This is a genomic window from Pseudomonas sp. O230 (assembly GCF_045447035.1).
Classification (GTDB): domain Bacteria; phylum Pseudomonadota; class Gammaproteobacteria; order Pseudomonadales; family Pseudomonadaceae; genus Aquipseudomonas.
In genome coordinates this window covers 397,866-415,287 of the sequence record NZ_JBJGXN010000002.1, presented here as the reverse complement: position 1 = coordinate 415,287, position 17,422 = coordinate 397,866, and the positions used below count along the sequence as shown (strand labels likewise).

The 17,422-nt window shown below is 57.5% G+C and carries 16 protein-coding genes and 1 tRNA gene; 13 read left to right on the top strand and 4 right to left on the bottom strand.

All coding sequences use genetic code 11. From position 1 onward, the window contains the following. The first annotated feature begins 54 nt into the window (after positions 1 to 54). The 6 genes from speE to ACI77H_RS05200 all read left to right on the top strand — a co-directional run bounded on the left by speE (position 55) and on the right by ACI77H_RS05200 (position 5,562). A complete protein-coding gene (gene speE, locus ACI77H_RS05225; protein WP_407010728.1) occupies positions 55 to 930 on the top strand; it encodes a polyamine aminopropyltransferase in 876 nt (291 codons plus the stop codon). Between the two features lie 212 nt (positions 931 to 1,142). Then, positions 1,143 to 1,376, top strand: a complete 234-nt coding sequence (locus tag ACI77H_RS05220) for a hypothetical protein (RefSeq protein WP_407010726.1) — start codon at positions 1,143 to 1,145, stop codon at positions 1,374 to 1,376. 212 nt (positions 1,377 to 1,588) lie between these two features. After that, complete coding sequence (locus tag ACI77H_RS05215) at positions 1,589 to 1,930, top strand: ribonuclease E inhibitor RraB (RefSeq protein ID WP_017337348.1); 342 nt, start codon at positions 1,589 to 1,591, stop codon at positions 1,928 to 1,930. Between the two features lie 453 nt (positions 1,931 to 2,383). Further along, positions 2,384 to 3,793, top strand: coding sequence for a circularly permuted type 2 ATP-grasp protein (locus ACI77H_RS05210; RefSeq protein ID WP_407010724.1), 1,410 nt, complete (start codon positions 2,384 to 2,386; stop codon positions 3,791 to 3,793). Between the two features lie 12 nt (positions 3,794 to 3,805). Further along, entirely contained in the window at positions 3,806 to 4,756 is a 951-nt protein-coding gene (locus ACI77H_RS05205; protein ID WP_150630098.1) for an alpha-E domain-containing protein, read from the top strand. Continuing rightward, entirely contained in the window at positions 4,753 to 5,562 is an 810-nt protein-coding gene (locus ACI77H_RS05200; protein ID WP_407010722.1) for a transglutaminase domain-containing protein, read from the top strand. Before ACI77H_RS05205 ends, ACI77H_RS05200 begins: the two co-directional genes overlap by 4 nt. 114 nt (positions 5,563 to 5,676) lie before the next feature. On the opposite strand, the gene ACI77H_RS05195 is transcribed toward ACI77H_RS05200, so the two are convergent. Further along, positions 5,677 to 6,498: a c-type cytochrome gene (locus ACI77H_RS05195; RefSeq protein WP_407011039.1), complete on the bottom strand. Its 822-nt coding sequence runs from the start codon at positions 6,496 to 6,498 to the stop codon at positions 5,677 to 5,679. A 592-nt stretch (positions 6,499 to 7,090) separates the two neighbouring features. On the opposite strand from ACI77H_RS05195, the gene ACI77H_RS05190 reads away from it, so the two are divergent. The 3 genes from ACI77H_RS05190 to ACI77H_RS05180 all read left to right on the top strand — a co-directional run bounded on the left by ACI77H_RS05190 (position 7,091) and on the right by ACI77H_RS05180 (position 11,284). Continuing rightward, a complete protein-coding gene (locus ACI77H_RS05190; protein WP_407010720.1) occupies positions 7,091 to 8,296 on the top strand; it encodes an acetyl-CoA C-acetyltransferase in 1,206 nt (401 codons plus the stop codon). A 25-nt stretch (positions 8,297 to 8,321) separates the two neighbouring features. After that, entirely contained in the window at positions 8,322 to 10,466 is a 2,145-nt protein-coding gene (locus ACI77H_RS05185) for a 3-hydroxyacyl-CoA dehydrogenase NAD-binding domain-containing protein (protein ID WP_407010718.1), read from the top strand. A 95-nt stretch (positions 10,467 to 10,561) separates the two neighbouring features. Continuing rightward, positions 10,562 to 11,284, top strand: coding sequence for an amidotransferase (locus ACI77H_RS05180; RefSeq protein ID WP_407010717.1), 723 nt, complete (start codon positions 10,562 to 10,564; stop codon positions 11,282 to 11,284). A 97-nt stretch (positions 11,285 to 11,381) separates the two neighbouring features. Here the strand turns inward: ACI77H_RS05180 and ACI77H_RS05175 are convergent, their stop codons facing one another. The 3 genes from ACI77H_RS05175 to ACI77H_RS05165 form a co-directional block, all read right to left on the bottom strand. Then, entirely contained in the window at positions 11,382 to 12,353 is a 972-nt protein-coding gene (locus ACI77H_RS05175) for a magnesium and cobalt transport protein CorA (protein WP_407010715.1), read from the bottom strand. A gap of 158 nt (positions 12,354 to 12,511) precedes the next feature. Then, a complete protein-coding gene (locus tag ACI77H_RS05170) occupies positions 12,512 to 13,234 on the bottom strand; it encodes a 1-acylglycerol-3-phosphate O-acyltransferase (protein WP_407010714.1) in 723 nt (240 codons plus the stop codon). 214 nt (positions 13,235 to 13,448) lie between these two features. Beyond that, positions 13,449 to 14,138: a crotonase/enoyl-CoA hydratase family protein gene (locus ACI77H_RS05165; RefSeq protein ID WP_407010713.1), complete on the bottom strand. Its 690-nt coding sequence runs from the start codon at positions 14,136 to 14,138 to the stop codon at positions 13,449 to 13,451. A gap of 309 nt (positions 14,139 to 14,447) precedes the next feature. Here ACI77H_RS05165 and ACI77H_RS05160 point away from each other — a divergent pair. The 4 genes from ACI77H_RS05160 to ACI77H_RS05145 all read left to right on the top strand — a co-directional run bounded on the left by ACI77H_RS05160 (position 14,448) and on the right by ACI77H_RS05145 (position 17,419). After that, positions 14,448 to 14,537 (top strand) — tRNA-Ser (locus ACI77H_RS05160). 459 nt (positions 14,538 to 14,996) lie between these two features. Next, a complete protein-coding gene (locus ACI77H_RS05155; protein ID WP_407010712.1) occupies positions 14,997 to 16,082 on the top strand; it encodes a hypothetical protein in 1,086 nt (361 codons plus the stop codon). 45 nt (positions 16,083 to 16,127) lie between these two features. Further along, positions 16,128 to 16,673 (top strand): adenylyl-sulfate kinase, encoded by a 546-nt coding sequence (locus tag ACI77H_RS05150; RefSeq protein WP_407010711.1) that lies wholly within the window; start codon positions 16,128 to 16,130, stop codon positions 16,671 to 16,673. Further along, complete coding sequence (locus tag ACI77H_RS05145; RefSeq protein ID WP_407010710.1) at positions 16,670 to 17,419, top strand: class I SAM-dependent methyltransferase; 750 nt, start codon at positions 16,670 to 16,672, stop codon at positions 17,417 to 17,419. The genes ACI77H_RS05150 and ACI77H_RS05145 overlap by 4 nt, the downstream gene beginning before the upstream one ends. The last annotated feature ends 3 nt before the right edge of the window (positions 17,420 to 17,422 follow it).

The following is a 17,422-nucleotide window of genomic DNA, read 5'->3' as shown; positions in this document are numbered from 1 at the left end:
GCCTTCATGGGCGGGTAACCGTCCGTTGCCACCGCATTTCTCGGAGCACTTCCCATGAGCAACACTCCAACCAGCGATTACCTGGAAACCCTCTACGAAGGCTACGGCCAGCGTTTTCGCATGGAAAAACTGCTGCACGAAGTGCGCACCGAACACCAGCACCTGGTGATTTTCGAAAACCCGCGCATGGGCCGGGTCATGGCGCTGGACGGTGTGATCCAGACCACCGAAGCCGACGAATTCATCTACCACGAGATGCTCACCCACGTGCCGATCCTGGCGCACGGCAGCGCCAAACGCGTGCTGATCATCGGTGGCGGCGACGGCGGCATGCTGCGTGAAGTGGCCAAACACGGTGGCGTCGAGCACATCACCATGGTCGAGATCGACGGCACCGTGGTCGAGATGTGCAAGGAGTTCCTGCCGAACCACTCCAAGGGTGCGTTCGAAGATCCGCGCCTGAACCTGGTGATCGACGACGGCATGCGTTTCGTCGCCACCACCACTGAAAAGTTCGACGTGATCATTTCCGACTCCACCGACCCGATCGGCCCGGGCGAAGTGCTGTTCTCGGAAAACTTCTACCAGGCTTGCCGTCGTTGCCTTAATGAAGGCGGCATCCTGGTGACCCAGAACGGCACACCGTTCATGCAAATCGAAGAAGTCAAAACCACTGCCGGCCGCCTGCGCAGCCTGTTCCCGGATTGGCACTTCTACCAGGCCGCCGTGCCGACCTACATCGGCGGCTCGATGACCTTTGCCTGGGGCGCGACCGACACTGCCTATCGCAAATTGTCCCGCGAAACCTTGCAGCAGCGCTTTGCCGGGAGCGGCATCATCACCCGCTACTACAACCCGGAAATCCACATCGGCGCCTTCGCTTTGCCGCAGTACGTGTTGCAGGCCGTGAACAAGCCAAGCAACGACTAACCTTATTCACATCCCCTGTGGGAGCTGGCTTGCCAGCGATTGGATCACTGCGGTGTGTTTGACGAACCGCGGTGTATGCATCGCTGGCAAGCCAGCTCCCACAGGTTCTGTGTGTTTTCATGTTGGTGTGCCGTAATCCGTTTGAACGATCGGTCAGGGTAAAAGTCCAGATGGATGTAAGCCCATCTACGGGTTTGATCGAGGAGGCAGTGATGCAAAAGTGGAAAATCACTTTCGTGGATGATCACGGTGAAACGGTCGATGAAGTCTTTGAGTGCGAGGAGTGCCCGGACAACGAGCATGCCGCCAAACTCATCAAGGCCCGGCTCCTTCCTGTCGCAGCCGAACTGGATCTGAATGATCTGGAAGGGCGAACTGCTGATGCAAGCGTCAAAAGCCTCAAGGCCCAGAACAGCATACAAATCCTCGGCATCACGCCAATCTGAATATCTCCTGTCTCAATCCTATCCAGGCCTTGGCAGCGCCTCTGACTTGGGGCTACTCTGCAAGCGAGATCAGCGAATGGATCGCTAAGGTCTGGTCTTGTCAGCTACATGCTTGTTTCCCATCGGCAATTGGTTTGCCGCATAGCGCGCACCATTCGGTTGCGGGCGTCGGGAGTACGGAAAGTCTATCCATCGGTTCAGGAGGACGTTTCATGAGCACAGCCTATCAAGAAGACATCAGCAGCTCGGTGCTGCGCCGCATGAAAGAAGGCGGTTTTGACTTTTCACGTTTCCATCCCATCGAGTTCTACGCCATTTTCCCGGACGAGGAGCGGGCACGCAGGGCGGCAGGGCATTATTCCGGCGAATCCATGAATGCACAGATCAGCGTGCGCGACGACGGTGCCTGGGCTCTGGAACTGAGCAAAGTGATGTCCGCCACTTACGACGGCATCGGCGACTTTGAGCAGGATTTCGAGGCGGTGGTCGAGCCTTTGGGGGGCATCATCGAAGGATGGGGCGTCAAGCAGGAGGTACGAGGGCTACTCGCATAACACTATGAACAGCGACAATATCCACTAACGGCTGACCTACGGGTTGGCCGTTTTCGTTTGTGGATTCAACGCCGACCTTTGTAGGAGCCGGCTTGCTGGCGATGGCGTCCTCCCAATCTCTGCAAAACAGGCTGCCACGCCACCGGGCACAAATCCGGAAACAAAAAAAAGCCGCCTGAGCAAGGCGGCTAAAAGGGAAGTTCGGTGAGCAATTCCAGCGAATGCGCCGATTATCCGCACCAACTGCCGAGCACTGAAATCAACTCTGACTATGCTGGTGATAGACGACAGCATTGCTTCGCAATGAAGCGGGGGCGATCAGGTTGGGGCATTTACCGCACAGGATTGGTGCGGTGTTAATGATGTGATTATCCAACTGATTGATATCAAAGCGTTTCTGCCGATGGCACGGGCCTTGCGAAGCCTAGATGTCCGGGTGACAAGGAGTACGGCATGATCCGCACCTATTTTGATGAGATGTACGATGCCGGCGGCCAGGTCCGCCCGCATTATCGGGAGTTTGCCCGTTGGCTAGCCGAAACGCCTGACGAGCTTTTGGCACAACGGCGACGCGAGGCCGATCTGTTGTTTCATCGCGCCGGGATTACCTTCACGCTCTACGGGGACGAGCAGGGGACAGAGCGCCTGATTCCCTTCGACACCATTCCGCGCAGCATTCCCGCCAGTGAATGGCGGATCGTCGAACGCGGCTGCATCCAGCGGGTCAAGGCGCTGAACATGTTCCTTGCCGACCTCTATCACGAGCAGCGCATCATCAAGGCCGGCATCATCCCGGCCGAGCAAGTGCTGGCCAACGAGCAATACCAGTTGGCAATGCAGGGCCTGGATTTGCATCGGGATATCTATTCGCACATCTCCGGCGTCGACCTGGTGCGCGATGGCGACGGCACGTACTACGTGCTCGAAGACAACCTTCGTACACCCAGCGGCGTGAGCTACATGCTCGAAGACCGCAAGATGATGATGCGACTGTTCCCCGAGTTGTTCTCGGCCCAGCGCATCGCGCCGATCGACCATTATCCCAACCTGTTGCTCGACACCCTGAAAAGCTCCAGCCCCATCGACAACCCGAGCGTGGTGGTGTTGACGCCGGGTCGCTTCAACAGCGCGTTTTTCGAGCATGCGTTTCTGGCGCGGGAAATGGGCGTTGAACTGGTAGAAGGCGCGGACCTGTTCGTGCGGGATGACAAGGTGTTCATGCGCACCACCGACGGGCCAAAAGCGGTGGACGTGATCTACCGTCGCCTCGACGACGCCTTCCTTGATCCGCTGGCATTCAACCCGGACTCGATGCTCGGCGTGCCGGGGCTGTTGTCGTCGTACCGCTCGGGCAATGTGGTGCTGGCGAATGCCATTGGCACCGGGGTCGCGGACGATAAATCGGTGTATCCGTTTGTGACGGACATGATCCGTTTCTACCTCGATGAAGAACCGATCCTGAAAAACGTGCCGACGTTCCAGTGTCGTAATCCCTCTGAACTTTCCCACGTGCTGGCCAATCTTCCAGAACTGGTAGTCAAGGAAACCCAGGGCTCCGGCGGTTATGGAATGCTGGTGGGGCCGGCGGCGACGGCGGCGGAAATCGAATCCTTCCGCGAGCGGATCAAGGCCAAGCCTCACGCGTACATCGCACAACCAACGCTGTCTCTGTCGACCTGTCCGACCTTTGTCGAAAACGGCATCGCACCACGCCACATCGACCTGCGTCCGTTTGTATTGTCTGGCCGCGAAACCCGGGTTGTGCCCGGCGGTTTGACCCGTGTCGCCCTGCGTGAAGGCTCCCTGGTGGTGAATTCCTCCCAGGGTGGCGGAACCAAGGACACCTGGGTGGTCGAGGATTGAAGGAAGCCTGCCATGTTAAGTAGAACTGCCTCGGATTTGTATTGGATGTCGCGTTACCTGGAGCGGGCGGAAAACCTCGCACGGATGCTCGACATCAGTTATTCGCTGTCACTGATGCCACAGGATGGTCGCGGGGATGGTCTGCATGAGCTCGCCATGCCGCTGCTGATTACCGGCACCCTGGACGATTACCTCGAACGCCACGGCGAGTTGCATGCCGAACGGCTGCTGCACTTTTTCGCCCTGGACGCGGCCAACCCGGCGAGCATTTACAGCTGCCTCGGTTCGGCGCGGGCCAGTGCCCACGCCGTGCGGGGGCGAATCACCGCCGACATGTGGGAAAACATCAACGCCACGTGGCTGGAAATTCGCGGCATTGCCGAGCAAGGCTTGAGTCGCTACGGCATGAGCCGGTTCTGCGAGTGGATCAAGGAACGGTCCCACCTGTTTCGCGGCGCGTCCTACGGCACGATCATGCGCAACGATGCGTTCCGGTTTATTCGTCTGGGCACCTTTATCGAAAGGGCTGACAACACCTTGCGCCTGCTCGATGCGCGCTACGAAATGGCGGGCGATCAGGCCGAAGCGGTCAGCGACGGCACGGCTCACGCCTATTACCAGTGGAGTGCCTTGTTGCGAGCCTTGTCGTCGTTCGAGGCCTACACCGAAATCTACCGCGACGCCCCCGGCGCCCGGCACGTCGCCGAGTTGCTGTTGCTGCGCGCCGATGTCCCGCGATCCCTGCGCGCCTGCACCGAAGAAATCGACCAGATCCTCGCTCAACTGCCGGGGGCCAATGGCCGTCCTGCGCAACGTTTGGCCGCCGAAATGGATGCACGCCTGCGCTACACCGGCATCAACGAAATTCTCGACGAAGGCCTGCATGCCTGGCTGACCGAGTTCATCCCGCTGGTGCGCCAGTTGGGTAACGCCATACACAGTTCCTACCTGGAGGCTGCATGAGACTTTCCATTAGCCACGAGACCACCTATCACTACGAAGATCAGGTGCGGGCGAGCATCCAGTACCTGCGACTCACCCCCCACGACAGCGAGCGCCAGCACGTGCTCAGTTGGCAGCTCGACCTGCCGCGTCCGGTGCGCGCGCAACTGGATCCGTTCGGCAACATCCTGCACGTGCTGACCATGGACGAGCCGCATGAAGCGATCATCATTGGCGCCCGTGGCCAGGTCGATATCGACGAATTGCGCGAAGCCGAGCACGAGAGCCAGTCGGCGCTGCCGTTCCTGCGCTTCACGCGCCTCACTGAAGCCGACGAAGCCCTGCGCGCGTTCGCTGAGAAAGCCTGCAAAAAGCGTCGGGATCGCACGGCGCTGATTGACTTGATGCATGGGCTGAATTCGCACATGACCTACACGCCGGGTTCCACCGAAGTGGACACCAGCGCTGCTCAAGCCTTCGCCGGGCGTTCGGGTGTCTGTCAGGACCACACCCACGCGTTTCTCGCCTGCGCCCGCAGCCTGGGCATTCCGTCGCGTTATGTGTCGGGCTATTTGTACAGCGAGAACAGCGAGCATCTGGCCAGTCACGCGTGGGCGGAAGCCTGGCTCGATGACGCCTGGTACAGCTTTGACGTGACCAACGAACTGGCGCGGCCGGAGCGGCATTTGAAGCTGGCGGTGGGCCTGGATTATCTGGACGCTTGCCCGGTACGCGGGATGCGTCGCGGCGGTGGGTGCGAGCAGATGCATGCGAAGGTGTTTGTGTCGCCGACGCCGATGCCGGTTATTTCAGTCCAGCAGCAGTAAACCTGGACACCGCACAACCCCTGTAGGAGCTGGCTTGCCAGCGATGAAGTGTCAGTCGACATCGTTTTGGCTGATTCACCATCGCTGGCAAGCCAGCTCCTGCGAGGGACCGCGTCAGGGCTTAATTTTGCGCCCGGCCATATGCTTCAAATATCCCACCAACATGTCCAGATCCCCATCCGGCAGCACCTGCGCTGCGAACCCCGGCATTTTCGCCTGAGGCCACTGCCGCAAACTCTGCGGATCACGGATGTAACGCTTCAAAAAATCCGCAGCAAAATACTCGGTCGGATTGAATGGAATATTCAGATCCGGCCCGAATTGCGCATCCCCGGCGCCGTTCAATCGATGGCACGCCAAACAGTTCTTCTGAAACAGCGCAAACCCCAGATTCACCGGATCGTCCGCCTTCAGCGCCGGATCCGGCAGCAGCGCAGGGAAGCGCTCGGCCACTGGCGCCATGCGCTTGATGTCCGCGACTTGAAAGGGCCATTGCTCGGGGCTGATATTGCCCGCCTGCGGATCGGTCCAGACCAGATAAAAAGGCCCGGCACTCGGCTTGTCCGCCGACAGCGCCGGCCACGGTTTGGCCGGGTCTTCAATCGCCAGCCACGCTCGCGCACCCTGGGCATTGAGCAACGGCGCGGCAGCCAGTTCGGCGGCAAAACCATCCAGTGCCACAGCTTGCAGGTGATCGTCAGGTTTTATGCCGGTCAACAACGCCGCCAAGGGCACGGCGCGATAGCTCATGTCCCGTTTGTAGGAAACGTCGTTGGTAATGGTGATGGTCTGAACCTGGGGATGCTTGAGCAATTCTTCGCTCTGCCAGGTGCGACTGTGCGCGCCCAGCTCCAGGTTCAACTGTGCTGCAAACAGAGGCGTGCTGAGTAGCAAGGCCCCGAACAAAATGAGCGTTTTCAACAGATCGCCGTCCATGTCGTGGAAGTGCCGCAAAGGTTGGCACACCCACGCCGGCCCGGGTAGCGAGCCAGTCACATTTTTAAGAGGCGATAGAAACCTTGCGCCGATCTTTTAATAAAAGACTCAGCCGATCACCTTGGTCAGGTTCGGCAAAATCAACAACAGCGTAGTGGCGAAAAGAATGAGCCCGGCTTGACGTACTTTCGAATGTTTGAACATGGCTTGACCGCCTTTTTTGTTATTTCCTGATGCCTGCCTGCATATCTCCATGACGGCAGCGCGTTGCACTTCCTGTAGGGCGAGCGCCTCGGCAAAACCCGACGACAACTTCGCATATGTTCACCTTAGGGCCCGCGTCACGCGTGGTTTAGATCCCTTTCGTATGGAGTGCGCACTTATTGCTTTAAAAAAGGCATGAGGCCTATTGCCAGCTTCTTTGCCGCCCTTTTGCTAGACAGCTCGGTGTCCTGAAACGGTTAATCCGGTAGCACACTACCGTCCGTCTGAGCGTGTCCGTCAACGCCGGTGAGCATTGCGGTCATTGAATCGGCGGTGGCTCGGCATAAGGTGAGGGCTCAGCATTTTCACCGTCAGGTTCGAGGACGTCATGACCCAAGCTTTGATTTTCGACGCGTTACGCACGCCCCGTGGCAAGGGCAAGTCCGATGGCGCCTTGCACAGCGTCAAACCCGTGAACCTGGTGGCCGGGTTGCTCCGGGCGTTGCAGCAGCGTACTTCGCTGGACACCAGTCAGGTCGACGACGTGGTGTTGGGTTGTGTGACGCCGGTCGGCGATCAAGGTGCGGACATCGCCAAAACCGCGACGCAGGTGGCCGATTGGGACGTCAGCGTCGCGGGCCTGCAGATCAACCGCTTCTGCGCGTCGGGGCTGGAGGCCGTCAACCTCGGGGCGATGAAAGTGCGTTCCGGCTTCGAAGACCTGGTGGTGGTCGGTGGCGTCGAGTCGATGTCCCGCGTGCCGATGGGCAGCGATGGCGGCGCCTGGGCGCTGGACCCGGAAACCAATTTGCACAGCCACTTCACCCCGCAAGGCGTGGGCGCCGATCTGATCGCCACCCTCGAAGGCTTCAGCCGCCAGGACGTCGATGCTTACGCGCTGCACTCCCAGCAAAAAGCGGCGCGGGCGCGGGCCGATGGTTCGTTCAGTAAATCGCTGGTGCCGGTGCAAGATCAGAACGGCATCATCCTGCTCGATCACGATGAGTTCATCCGCGCCGACTCCACCCTGGAAGGCCTGGGCAAACTCAAGCCGAGCTTCGAGATGATGGGACAAATGGGCTTCGACGCCACGGCGTTGCGGGTCTACAGCCACGTCGAGCGGATCAACCACGTGCACACGCCGGGCAACAGTTCCGGGATCGTTGATGGCGCAGCGTTGATGCTGATCGGCTCCGAAGCCAAGGGCCGTGCACTCGGCTTGCAGCCACGGGCGCGAATCGTCGCCACGGCGGTTACCAGCACCGACCCGACCATCATGCTCACCGGCCCGGCGCCGGCCACCCGCAAGGCGCTGGCCAAGGCCGGGCTGCGGGTCGAAGACATCGACCTGTTCGAGGTCAACGAGGCGTTTGCCTCTGTCGTATTGAAATTCATCAAGGACATGGCCATCGACCCGGACAAGGTCAACGTCAACGGTGGCTCCATCGCCATGGGCCATCCGCTCGGCGCCACTGGCTGCGCGATCCTCGGCACGCTGCTCGATGAACTGGAATCCCGGCGCCTGCGCTACGGCCTCGCGACCCTCTGTGTCGGCGGCGGCATGGGTATTGCCACCATCATCGAACGCCTCTGAGCCACGATTTCAAGGAACTATCTTCATGACTGAAGCCATTCGTTACGAAAAAGGGCAGGACCGGATTGTCGTCCTGACCATCGACATGCCGGGCCAGAGCGCCAACACCATGAACGCGGTTTACCGCGAGGCCATGGCTGCCTGTGTTGCCCGTTTAGTGGCTGAAAAAGAAAGCATCGCTGGCGTCATCGTTACTTCGGCGAAGAAGACCTTCTTCGCCGGTGGCGACCTCAATGAACTGATCAAGGTCGGCAAGCCTGAAGCCAAAGCGTTCTATGACATGGTGCTGACGCTGAAAGGGCAATTACGCACCCTGGAAACCCTGGGCAAACCGGTGGTCGCCGCGATCAACGGCGCGGCGCTGGGCGGTGGTTGGGAAATCTGCCTGGCCTGCCATCACCGCGTCGCGCTGGACAATTCATCGGTGCAGCTCGGCTTGCCGGAAGTCACCCTCGGCCTGTTGCCGGGCGGTGGCGGGGTGGTGCGCATGGTCCGGATGCTCGGTCTGGAAAAGGCCTTGCCGTATCTGCTTGAAGGCAAGAAAGTCCGTCCGCAACAAGCCCTGCAGGCGGGTTTGATCGATGAGTTGGCGGTGGATCACGATGAACTGCTGAGCAAGGCGCGCGCCTGGATTCTGGCCAATCCGACGGCGGTGCAACGTTGGGACGTGAAGGGTTATCAGATCCCCGGCGGTACACCGTCGAACCCCAAAGTCGCGCAGATGCTGGCGATTGCGCCGTCGATCCTGCGCACTAAAACCCAGGGTTGCATGCCCGCCCCGGAGAAGATTCTTTGCGCCGCAGTGGAAGGCGCTCAGGTGGATTTCGACACGGCGCACCTGATCGAAACCCGCTACTTCACCGAGCTGACCACCGGCCAGGTCTCGAAGAACCTGATCGGCACGTTCTGGTTCCAACTCAACGAGATCAATGCTGGCAGCTCGCGACCTCAAGGGGTTGCGCCTTACATGACCCGTCGTGTGGGTGTTTTGGGCGCGGGGATGATGGGCGCCGGGATTGCCTTCGTCAGTGCTTCGGCGGGTATTGAGGTGGTGCTCAAGGACATCAACCTCGCGGCGGCGGAGAAGGGCAAGGCTCATTCGGCGGCGTTGCTGGAGAAGAAAGTGGCCCGGGGCCAGTTGAGCGCCGAGCAGCGCGATGCGGTGCTGGCGCGGATTAAAACCACAGAAAATGACGCCGATCTGGCCGGTTGCGACCTGATCATTGAAGCGGTATTCGAAGACCGTGAACTGAAAGCCAAGGTCTCCTCTGCCGCACAAAAAGTCGTCGGCCCGGACGCGGTGATTGCTTCCAACACCTCGACTTTGCCCATCAGCGGCCTCGCCACCGCCGTACCGGACCAGAGCAAATTCATCGGCCTGCATTTCTTCAGCCCCGTGGAAAAAATGCCGCTGGTGGAAATCATCAAGGGCGCCCGCACCAGCGACGAAACCCTGGCCCGCGGTTTCGATTTCGTCCTGCAAATCAAGAAAACCCCGATTGTGGTCAACGACAGTCGCGGTTTCTTCACGTCGCGAGTGTTCGGCACCTTCACCAACGAAGGCATTGCCATGCTCGGCGAGGGTGTCAGCGCGGCGATGATCGAGACTGAAGCGCGCAAGGCCGGCATGCCCATCGGTCCTCTGGCGATCTCCGACGAAGTTTCCCTCAGCCTCATGAGCCATATCCGCCAGCAAACGGCCAAAGACCTGCAAGCAGAAGGGAAACCGCTGATTGAGCACCCGGCGTTTGCTGTGATTGACTTGCTGCTCAATGAATACAAGCGTCCGGGCAAAGCTGCAGGAGGGGGGTTCTACGAATACCCGGTCGGCGGTCAGAAGCACCTGTGGCCAGAGCTGAAAAGCCGTTTCGAGAAGGCTGACGGGCAGATTTCACCAAAGGACGTGCGTGATCGCCTGCTGTTCGTGCAAGCCATCGAAACCGTGCGTTGCGTGGAGGAGGGCGTTCTGACCTCGACGGCGGATGCCAACGTTGGCTCGATCTTCGGCATTGGTTTCGCGGCCTGGACCGGCGGTGCGCTGCAGTTCATCAACCAGTACGGTGTGAAGGACTTTGTCGCTCGTGCGCAATACCTGGCCGAGCAGTATGGCGAACGGTTCGCACCACCCGCGCTGCTGCTGGAGAAAGCGGCCAAAGGGGAGGTGTTTTAAGGGACCGATGACGACTCGCGGGGCTTGCCTTGGAACGGTGTTTCGAGGCAGGCTCTGGGGTGTGCATTATTCCCATCACGTGTCAGGTATTTTTTATGTCGTTACGCATCTGCATTCTGGAAACCGACATCCTGCGTCCGGAACTGGTCGATCAATATCAGGGTTACGGGCAGATGTTCCAGCGTCTGTTTTCGCAACAACCCATCGCCGCTGAGTTCACTGTCTACAACGTGATGCAGGGCGAATACCCCAGCGATGATGAGGCCTTCGACGCCTATCTCGTCACCGGCAGCAAGGCCGACTCCTTCGGCACCGACCCGTGGATTGAGACCCTCAAGGCTTACCTGCTGACCCGCTACGAACGCGGCGACAAACTGCTCGGCGTGTGCTTCGGCCATCAGTTGCTGGCGCTCCTGCTGGGCGGCAAGAGCGAGCGTGCGACCCAGGGCTGGGGCGTCGGCACGCACAGCTACAAATTGGCGGCCAAGGCGCCGTGGATGAGCCCGGTGCGGGAAGAACTGACGTTGTTGATCAGCCACCAGGACCAAGTGACATCGCTGCCGGAAAACGCCACGGTTATCGCCTCCAGTGATTTCTGCCCGTTTGCCGCGTACCACATCAACGACCAGGTGCTGTGTTTCCAGGGGCACCCGGAATTCATTCACGATTATTCGCGAGCCTTGCTGGATATTCGTCAGGAAGCGTTGGGCGTGCAGGTTTATACCAAAGGCATGGCGAGCCTCGAGCATGAGCATCATGGCGCTACCGTTGCGGAGTGGATGATGCGGTTTGTGGCGCATAAACCAGAAACGGTTTAACGCTAAAAGCATCGCTGGCAAGCCAGCTCCTACAGAGGTTTGCGTTTCCTTTGTAGGCGCTGGTTGCCAGCGATGTTCACATACGACGCGGTATCGACTACAACCACCCCGATTTCTTGAAACTCGCCCACAAACTCACACACCCCACCGCAATAAACCCCATCACCGCGAAATACCCGTAATGCCAGGTCAATTCCGGCATGTTCTGGAAGTTCATCCCGTAGATCCCGGCCACCGCCGTCGGGAACGCCAGGATCGCCGCCCACGCGGCAAACTTGCGCTGTACCACGCTCTGCCGTGATGCCTCCAGCAACACCCCCACCTCAATGGTCTGGCTGGCAATGTCCGCCAGGGTTGTCAGGTCTTCCATCTGCCGGGTCACATGGATCTGCACATCGCGGAAATACGGGCGCATGTTCTTGTCGATGAACGGAAAGTTCAGCTTCTGCAGCTCCTCACCGATTTCCACCATCGGCGCCGCATACCGACGCAAACGCAGAACGTCCCGACGCAGGCCATGAAGCTTCTGGATGTCATGTTCATTCAGGGCGCTACACAACACGTTGCGCTCCAGCTCATCGATCTCGGCGTGAATGGCTTCGCCCACCGGCTGGTAGTTTTCAATCACGAAGTCGAGGAGGGCATAGAGTACGAAATCTTCCCCATGTTCAAGCAGGAGCGGACGCGCCTCACAGCGTTGCCGGACATAAGCGTAGGACGCTGAGTGACCGTTACGCGCGGTAATGATGTAGCCGTTGCCGGCAAAGATATGAGTCTCGATGAACTCAAGCTTTCCTTCATGGCGGATCGGCGAATACGTGACGATAAACAACGCGTCGCCGAAGGTTTCGAGCTTCGGACGGCTATGTTTCTCAAGGGCGTCTTCGATGGCCAGTTCGTGCAGATTGAACTGGCGTTGCAGGTTGGCCAGTTCCTGAGCGTTCGGCTCTTCGAGGCCGATCCAGACAAAGTGGTCAGGCTTGGCAGCCCAGGCAGCGCCTTCGTCGAGGGTGATATTGGTGACTTTCTTACCAGCGCTGTAAACCGCAGCAGCAACAACTCTACCCATGATGTTGGTTCACTTCTTATTGGCAGGCTTTCGTTAGCAAATGGGGCAGGCAGTGTTCAGCTTAGCCTTGTCTGCTGCTTGAGAGTCAGTGAAATCTGCGGAGTTCGCCGGTAAGCGTTCGCAGGCAAAAGAAAACCCGCACAGGGCGGGTTTTTCTTTTACGCGGCTTGCAGTTGCCGGTCCATCGAAGCGATGCATTCGCGCATCTGCTCGCGGCACTGGGCGATCAGCAGGGGCATGTCGTCCAGGCTCAGTCCTGCCGTAGGAATCGCCGGCAGCGAGCGGATCAGAATTTTCCCACTGCGCCAGCGGTTCAATCGCATGTGTTTTACGTAACTGCTGACACACACCGGGACGATCGGCACGCCCGCAGCGATCGCCATCTGGAACGCGCCTTTCTTGAAGGGCAGCAGGTCTTCGCCGAGATTGCGCGTACCTTCCGGGAACACCCAGATCGAGGTGTCCTCATGTTGCAAGGTGTGCGTGGTGGTCAGCATCGACTGACGTGCCTTGTGCGCATTGCCACGGTCGATCAGCACATTGCCGGCCAACCAGAACAACTGGCCGAACAACGGCACCCACTTCAGACTTTTCTTGCCGATGCACACGGTGCGGCGGGGCACCACGTTGCCGAACACAAACAGATCATAGTTGGACTGGTGATTGGCGATGATCACGCAGCTCTCGGGTTTGTCCATCAATGGCCCGACGTCGGCCTTCACCCGCAAACGCAAAATACACATTGCCGGCCACGCATATAGACGCGCGCACAAACGGCTGTTGTCCGGGTTGAACGGGCGGCACAGCCCCAGAATGACCCCCAGCACACCAGCGAGAATAAAGTGCAGGCCCATCAGTAACATACGAAACACAAACAGCATTTACAGGCCCCACCGGGACAAAAGGTGGCGCAGTGTACGGATGTGCACTGTTTTCGGCAATTGCTGCTATAGAGGTAGGAGATAGCCGATGTTTGAGCGCATGTTTCCGACTTATTGGTCAGACTTGTTCTAGAGCGGTTGTAGGCTTTTCAACAGCGCACGTATGAAAAAGCCCGACATGACGGTCGGGCTTTTCGGTGCAGCGTGGTTTGGGTTAACCCAAATGCTCCTGATCCTGAATGATTGCGTTGTCCAGGGTGTCCAGCAGCGCCTTGCGCACTTTCAGCTTGGTGTTCTTGTGCGCGGTCATGTTGATCTTCTTCAACTGACGAGCCGCTGCCAGCGCCGCGCCTTGCAATTCTTCGGGCGACACCACTACATCGAGGAAACCCGCATCCACGGCACTCTTCGGAGTGAACATCTCACCGTTGATCACCGAACGATGCAGCGCTGCCTTGCTCAGACGATCACGGGCGATTTCAATGCCTGCGTGGTGCATGGTCATGCCGATCTGCACTTCGTTCAGGCCAATACTGAACGGGCCGTCGACACCAATCCGGTAATCCGCCGACAACAACAGGAATGCACCTTTGGCCACTGCATGCCCTGGGCACGCAACAATCACCGGAAACGGGTGCGACAGCAGGCGACGGGACAGCGTCGAGCCAGCCGTCACCAGCGCGACGGCTTCTTTAGGGCCGGCTGTCATCACCTTCAGGTCATAACCACCCGACAGAATGCCAGGGGTACCGGTAATGATCACCACCGCACGATCAGTCACCGCCTGATCCAGCGCAGCATTAAACGCAGCAATTACGTCCGGGGAGATGGCATTGACCTTGCCGTTGCTCAAGGTCAGGGTCGCGATACCGTCTTCGAGGTGGTAGGAAATCAACTCACTCATGACGCAATTCCTTGTATGAAAGTTGGGGCAGACGTTACCCACCGCCGCAGGCCAGGTAAAGCGCAATGACTGACCCACCAGTCACCCTTTCCCCGCCGGGCAAGCGTAGCTGCCGCCCCCACCGTGCATTCCCCCTCTCTATATAAGGAGAGCGCGAAGCCAGAGATTGGCAGGTTTGCCATGGCCCGGAATGCACCAGAACCTCCAAACCGCTAAGCACATGAAAATTCTGCAAAAAAAGTTTGCCATCAGAAAAGCTTTCGACTACATTAGCGCGCCTCGACAGACAGAACATGTTTGACGAGATACGGTGAAGTGTCCGAGTGGCTTAAGGAGCACGCCTGGAAAGTGTGTATACAAGAAATTGTATCGAGAGTTCGAATCTCTCCTTCACCGCCAAATTCGATGTAACCAGAACCCCTGATTTCGAGAGAAGTCAGGGGTTTTGTGGTTTCTGGGGGTGTGGATTTCGAGGCCGCCCACTGGCTGGGTGATGGGAAAAAATGCTCGCCTGGCGGGGTGTCAATTTGCCACCGTATGATATATTGACGCCGTTTATGTGACGAGGATCAAAGCCTTGTAATTGATTTTTAACGAAAATTAATACGACTTTAGTCTGATTCGCTTTACAACAAGGATGTACACGTGCGAAAGGGATATGCGCTTGGGCAGAATCAAATGCTTCCCCTTTTCTGTGCGTTTACTTGGCCTAAGCCTGGCTTGCCTGGGGCAGCTTTGAAGGTGCACGTTTTACATGAAAAGCGTTTATTTGATCAGTAACGTGGATAATGGTGGAAAAACTTATCTTGAGTACTTGCTGCCTGCGCTAAATGCTCTTCGCAATCAATACAACGTATTGTGCTTCAAACAAATATTGTCGGTATCAGCAAGTTTGAAGCAGAACAGTTTCTAGGTTGTCCCGTTGAAGAGGTGGGGCTGGATTATATTGCAAAACTGAGATCGCAAATAATTATCTCGAACGATGCTTCGGTCGGGTGGTTACTGGATGAGTCAAATTTTTCCATTTTTATTGCACACGGCAATGTAGGGATGCCCCTCAGGGACGTTTACTACTGTTCCGGCTGGACATCCTATTGGGATGCCATTGTTTCCTCTTCCAGATCACTGTTTGATCTGATTAAAACAGGCTTGCACCTTTTCAGGCAGGACAGGGGTGCCTTGCGTCTGGAACCTGAAGAGGGCCGAGCGCGCACGGACCTTCGAAACACCAGCGCAGTCTCCGTGCTGCCGGTCAAAATTCCCGAAGCGTTCAGTGCGCCCCCTGAGTTTCGGTGCACGTCTGAGGAATATGTAGTTGGCCTTCTGCCTACCCAGATAGGCATATGCCCGAGTGGCGCTTCTCTGTTTGAAAACATGGAGGTGGTTGTTAACTCGGTCAAGTCTCAGATTCCTCAGGCCAAGATAATTTTTCGACCGTATATGACGGATTTTGAGCACCCTTATGTAAAAGAGTTGTGTGAACAGCTTGCTCGGTACCCATGGATTTCAATTGACGATACTAGAGGCAGCAGCAAAGACTTCTATCGGATATGTGACACGATCATTACCGACGCTTCCAGTGGTGGTGTGTCCTTTATGCTGAATACGTGCAAGCTGCCCATTTATTATGTTCCGACAGTCCACGGAAGCAATCCTATTGTCGAGGCTTGGCTGGATCAAATGGAGGGCTTGTTGCCGATCGCTAAAAGTGGCGACGAGCTTAAAGATATGCTGCTTGGATTTAAACTTCTTACCCCTGAACAAAAGTATTTTATTTATAAAAAATTCTACGACTCGGAATACAGCGAGCTTCATCATCCGGATGAAGTGTTTCTTGATCTGGTTCAACAGCAACATGAGACCTGTTTTCGTTACTGCCTGGTCGACTCCCTCGGTGGCGCCCACGGAAAACTGATCAACAATCCAGCCAGTCTGGCGCAATGATCGTGAGTCAACGACCCATCGAACTTTCGGACTACTAAGGGCGATATGAATAACTCTGTCGGCGAAGTCGTGTGGATTACCGGTTTGTCGGGTGCTGGCAAATCAACGTTGGCCCATGAATGTGTGGCCAGGCTTAGAAACGATGGTCACCCGGTTGTGATGCTGGACGGCGATGAACTGCGTGATGTCTTTGGCGCCAGTGCGGCCAATTCGCAAAACCACGGGCGTGAGGGGCGATTGGCGCTGGCCCTGCAATACGCACATCTATGCAGGGTCATAGCGGCGCAGGGGGTCACAGTGGTGATCGCCACGATTTCGCTGTTCCGCGAAGTTCATGCCTGGAACCGTGTTCACCTGCCTGGTTATTTCGAGATCTATTTGAAGGTGCCGATGGAGGAACTTCGCCGCCGGGACCCCAAGGGCATCTATCGCCGGTTCGATGCAGGCGAGTTGCACAACGTCGCGGGACTCGATTTGTCGATTGATGAACCGGACGCGGCGGACTGGGTGGTGGAGTTCGACCCCCACCGCCCCCTCTCTATGTTGACTGATGACTTACTACACCATTTTTATAATAGGAAGTTGGTATGAAAACGGAATGGGATTACACCACACTGGCCGACGCTTACTTGAAGCGTCCTGACTACGCCGATGCGGCGATCGATGCGATGCTTTCGATTGCCGGCGCCGAGAAAGGCGACAAGTTCTGCGATGTCGGAGCCGGCGTCGCACACTTGACCTTGATGTTGGCTGCGCGAGGCCTGGACGTTGTTGCGGTGGAACCTAATGATGCGATGCGAGCGAATGGCATCAAGCGTACCGCGGACCTGGCCAATGTCAGTTGGCATGAAGGAACGGGCGAAGTGACAGGGCAACAGTCGCAAGCGTTCGACATGGTCACGTTTGGCAGTTCCTTCAATGTGTGTGACCGCGAGCAGGCGCTCAAGGAAACCGCGCGCATTCTCAAGCCACGAGGCTGGTTCGCCTGTATGTGGAATCACCGTCATCTGGATGATCCGGTCCAGGCCCGAATCGAAGCGATCATTAAAGAACGGGTACAGGGTTACGGCTACGGTACTCGTCGTGAAGATCAAACGGCGGTGATCGATGCCAGTGCGCTATTCGGTCCTGTTGTTCATCTTGATGCACGTGTCATTCACGAACAAACCATTGAAGAGTGTCTGGAGGCCTGGCGTTCTCACGCGACGCTGGAACGTCAGGCAGGTGCGAATTTCCATGAGGTGATTAGCGCAATTGATGACTATTTGAAGGGCCTTGGGACCGCCTCGATCCAGATTCCGTACTCAACCAATATCTGGGTTGCTCAGCTGAGATAAAGT

What these genes read in the sequence shown, in the direction of transcription:
- speE (WP_407010728.1), top strand. Translation starts at nt 55, where the DNA reads ATGAGCAACACTCCAACCAGCGATTACCTGGAAACCCTCTACGAAGGC.
- ACI77H_RS05220 (WP_407010726.1), top strand. Translation starts at nt 1,143, where the DNA reads ATGCAAAAGTGGAAAATCACTTTCGTGGATGATCACGGTGAAACGGTC.
- ACI77H_RS05215 (WP_017337348.1), top strand. Translation starts at nt 1,589, where the DNA reads ATGAGCACAGCCTATCAAGAAGACATCAGCAGCTCGGTGCTGCGCCGC.
- ACI77H_RS05210 (WP_407010724.1), top strand. Translation starts at nt 2,384, where the DNA reads ATGATCCGCACCTATTTTGATGAGATGTACGATGCCGGCGGCCAGGTC.
- ACI77H_RS05205 (WP_150630098.1), top strand. Translation starts at nt 3,806, where the DNA reads ATGTTAAGTAGAACTGCCTCGGATTTGTATTGGATGTCGCGTTACCTG.
- ACI77H_RS05200 (WP_407010722.1), top strand. Translation starts at nt 4,753, where the DNA reads ATGAGACTTTCCATTAGCCACGAGACCACCTATCACTACGAAGATCAG.
- ACI77H_RS05195 (WP_407011039.1), bottom strand. Translation starts at nt 6,498, where the DNA reads ATGGACGGCGATCTGTTGAAAACGCTCATTTTGTTCGGGGCCTTGCTA.
- ACI77H_RS05190 (WP_407010720.1), top strand. Translation starts at nt 7,091, where the DNA reads ATGACCCAAGCTTTGATTTTCGACGCGTTACGCACGCCCCGTGGCAAG.
- ACI77H_RS05185 (WP_407010718.1), top strand. Translation starts at nt 8,322, where the DNA reads ATGACTGAAGCCATTCGTTACGAAAAAGGGCAGGACCGGATTGTCGTC.
- ACI77H_RS05180 (WP_407010717.1), top strand. Translation starts at nt 10,562, where the DNA reads ATGTCGTTACGCATCTGCATTCTGGAAACCGACATCCTGCGTCCGGAA.
- ACI77H_RS05175 (WP_407010715.1), bottom strand. Translation starts at nt 12,353, where the DNA reads ATGGGTAGAGTTGTTGCTGCTGCGGTTTACAGCGCTGGTAAGAAAGTC.
- ACI77H_RS05170 (WP_407010714.1), bottom strand. Translation starts at nt 13,234, where the DNA reads ATGCTGTTTGTGTTTCGTATGTTACTGATGGGCCTGCACTTTATTCTC.
- ACI77H_RS05165 (WP_407010713.1), bottom strand. Translation starts at nt 14,138, where the DNA reads ATGAGTGAGTTGATTTCCTACCACCTCGAAGACGGTATCGCGACCCTG.
- ACI77H_RS05150 (WP_407010711.1), top strand. Translation starts at nt 16,128, where the DNA reads ATGAATAACTCTGTCGGCGAAGTCGTGTGGATTACCGGTTTGTCGGGT.
- ACI77H_RS05145 (WP_407010710.1), top strand. Translation starts at nt 16,670, where the DNA reads ATGAAAACGGAATGGGATTACACCACACTGGCCGACGCTTACTTGAAG.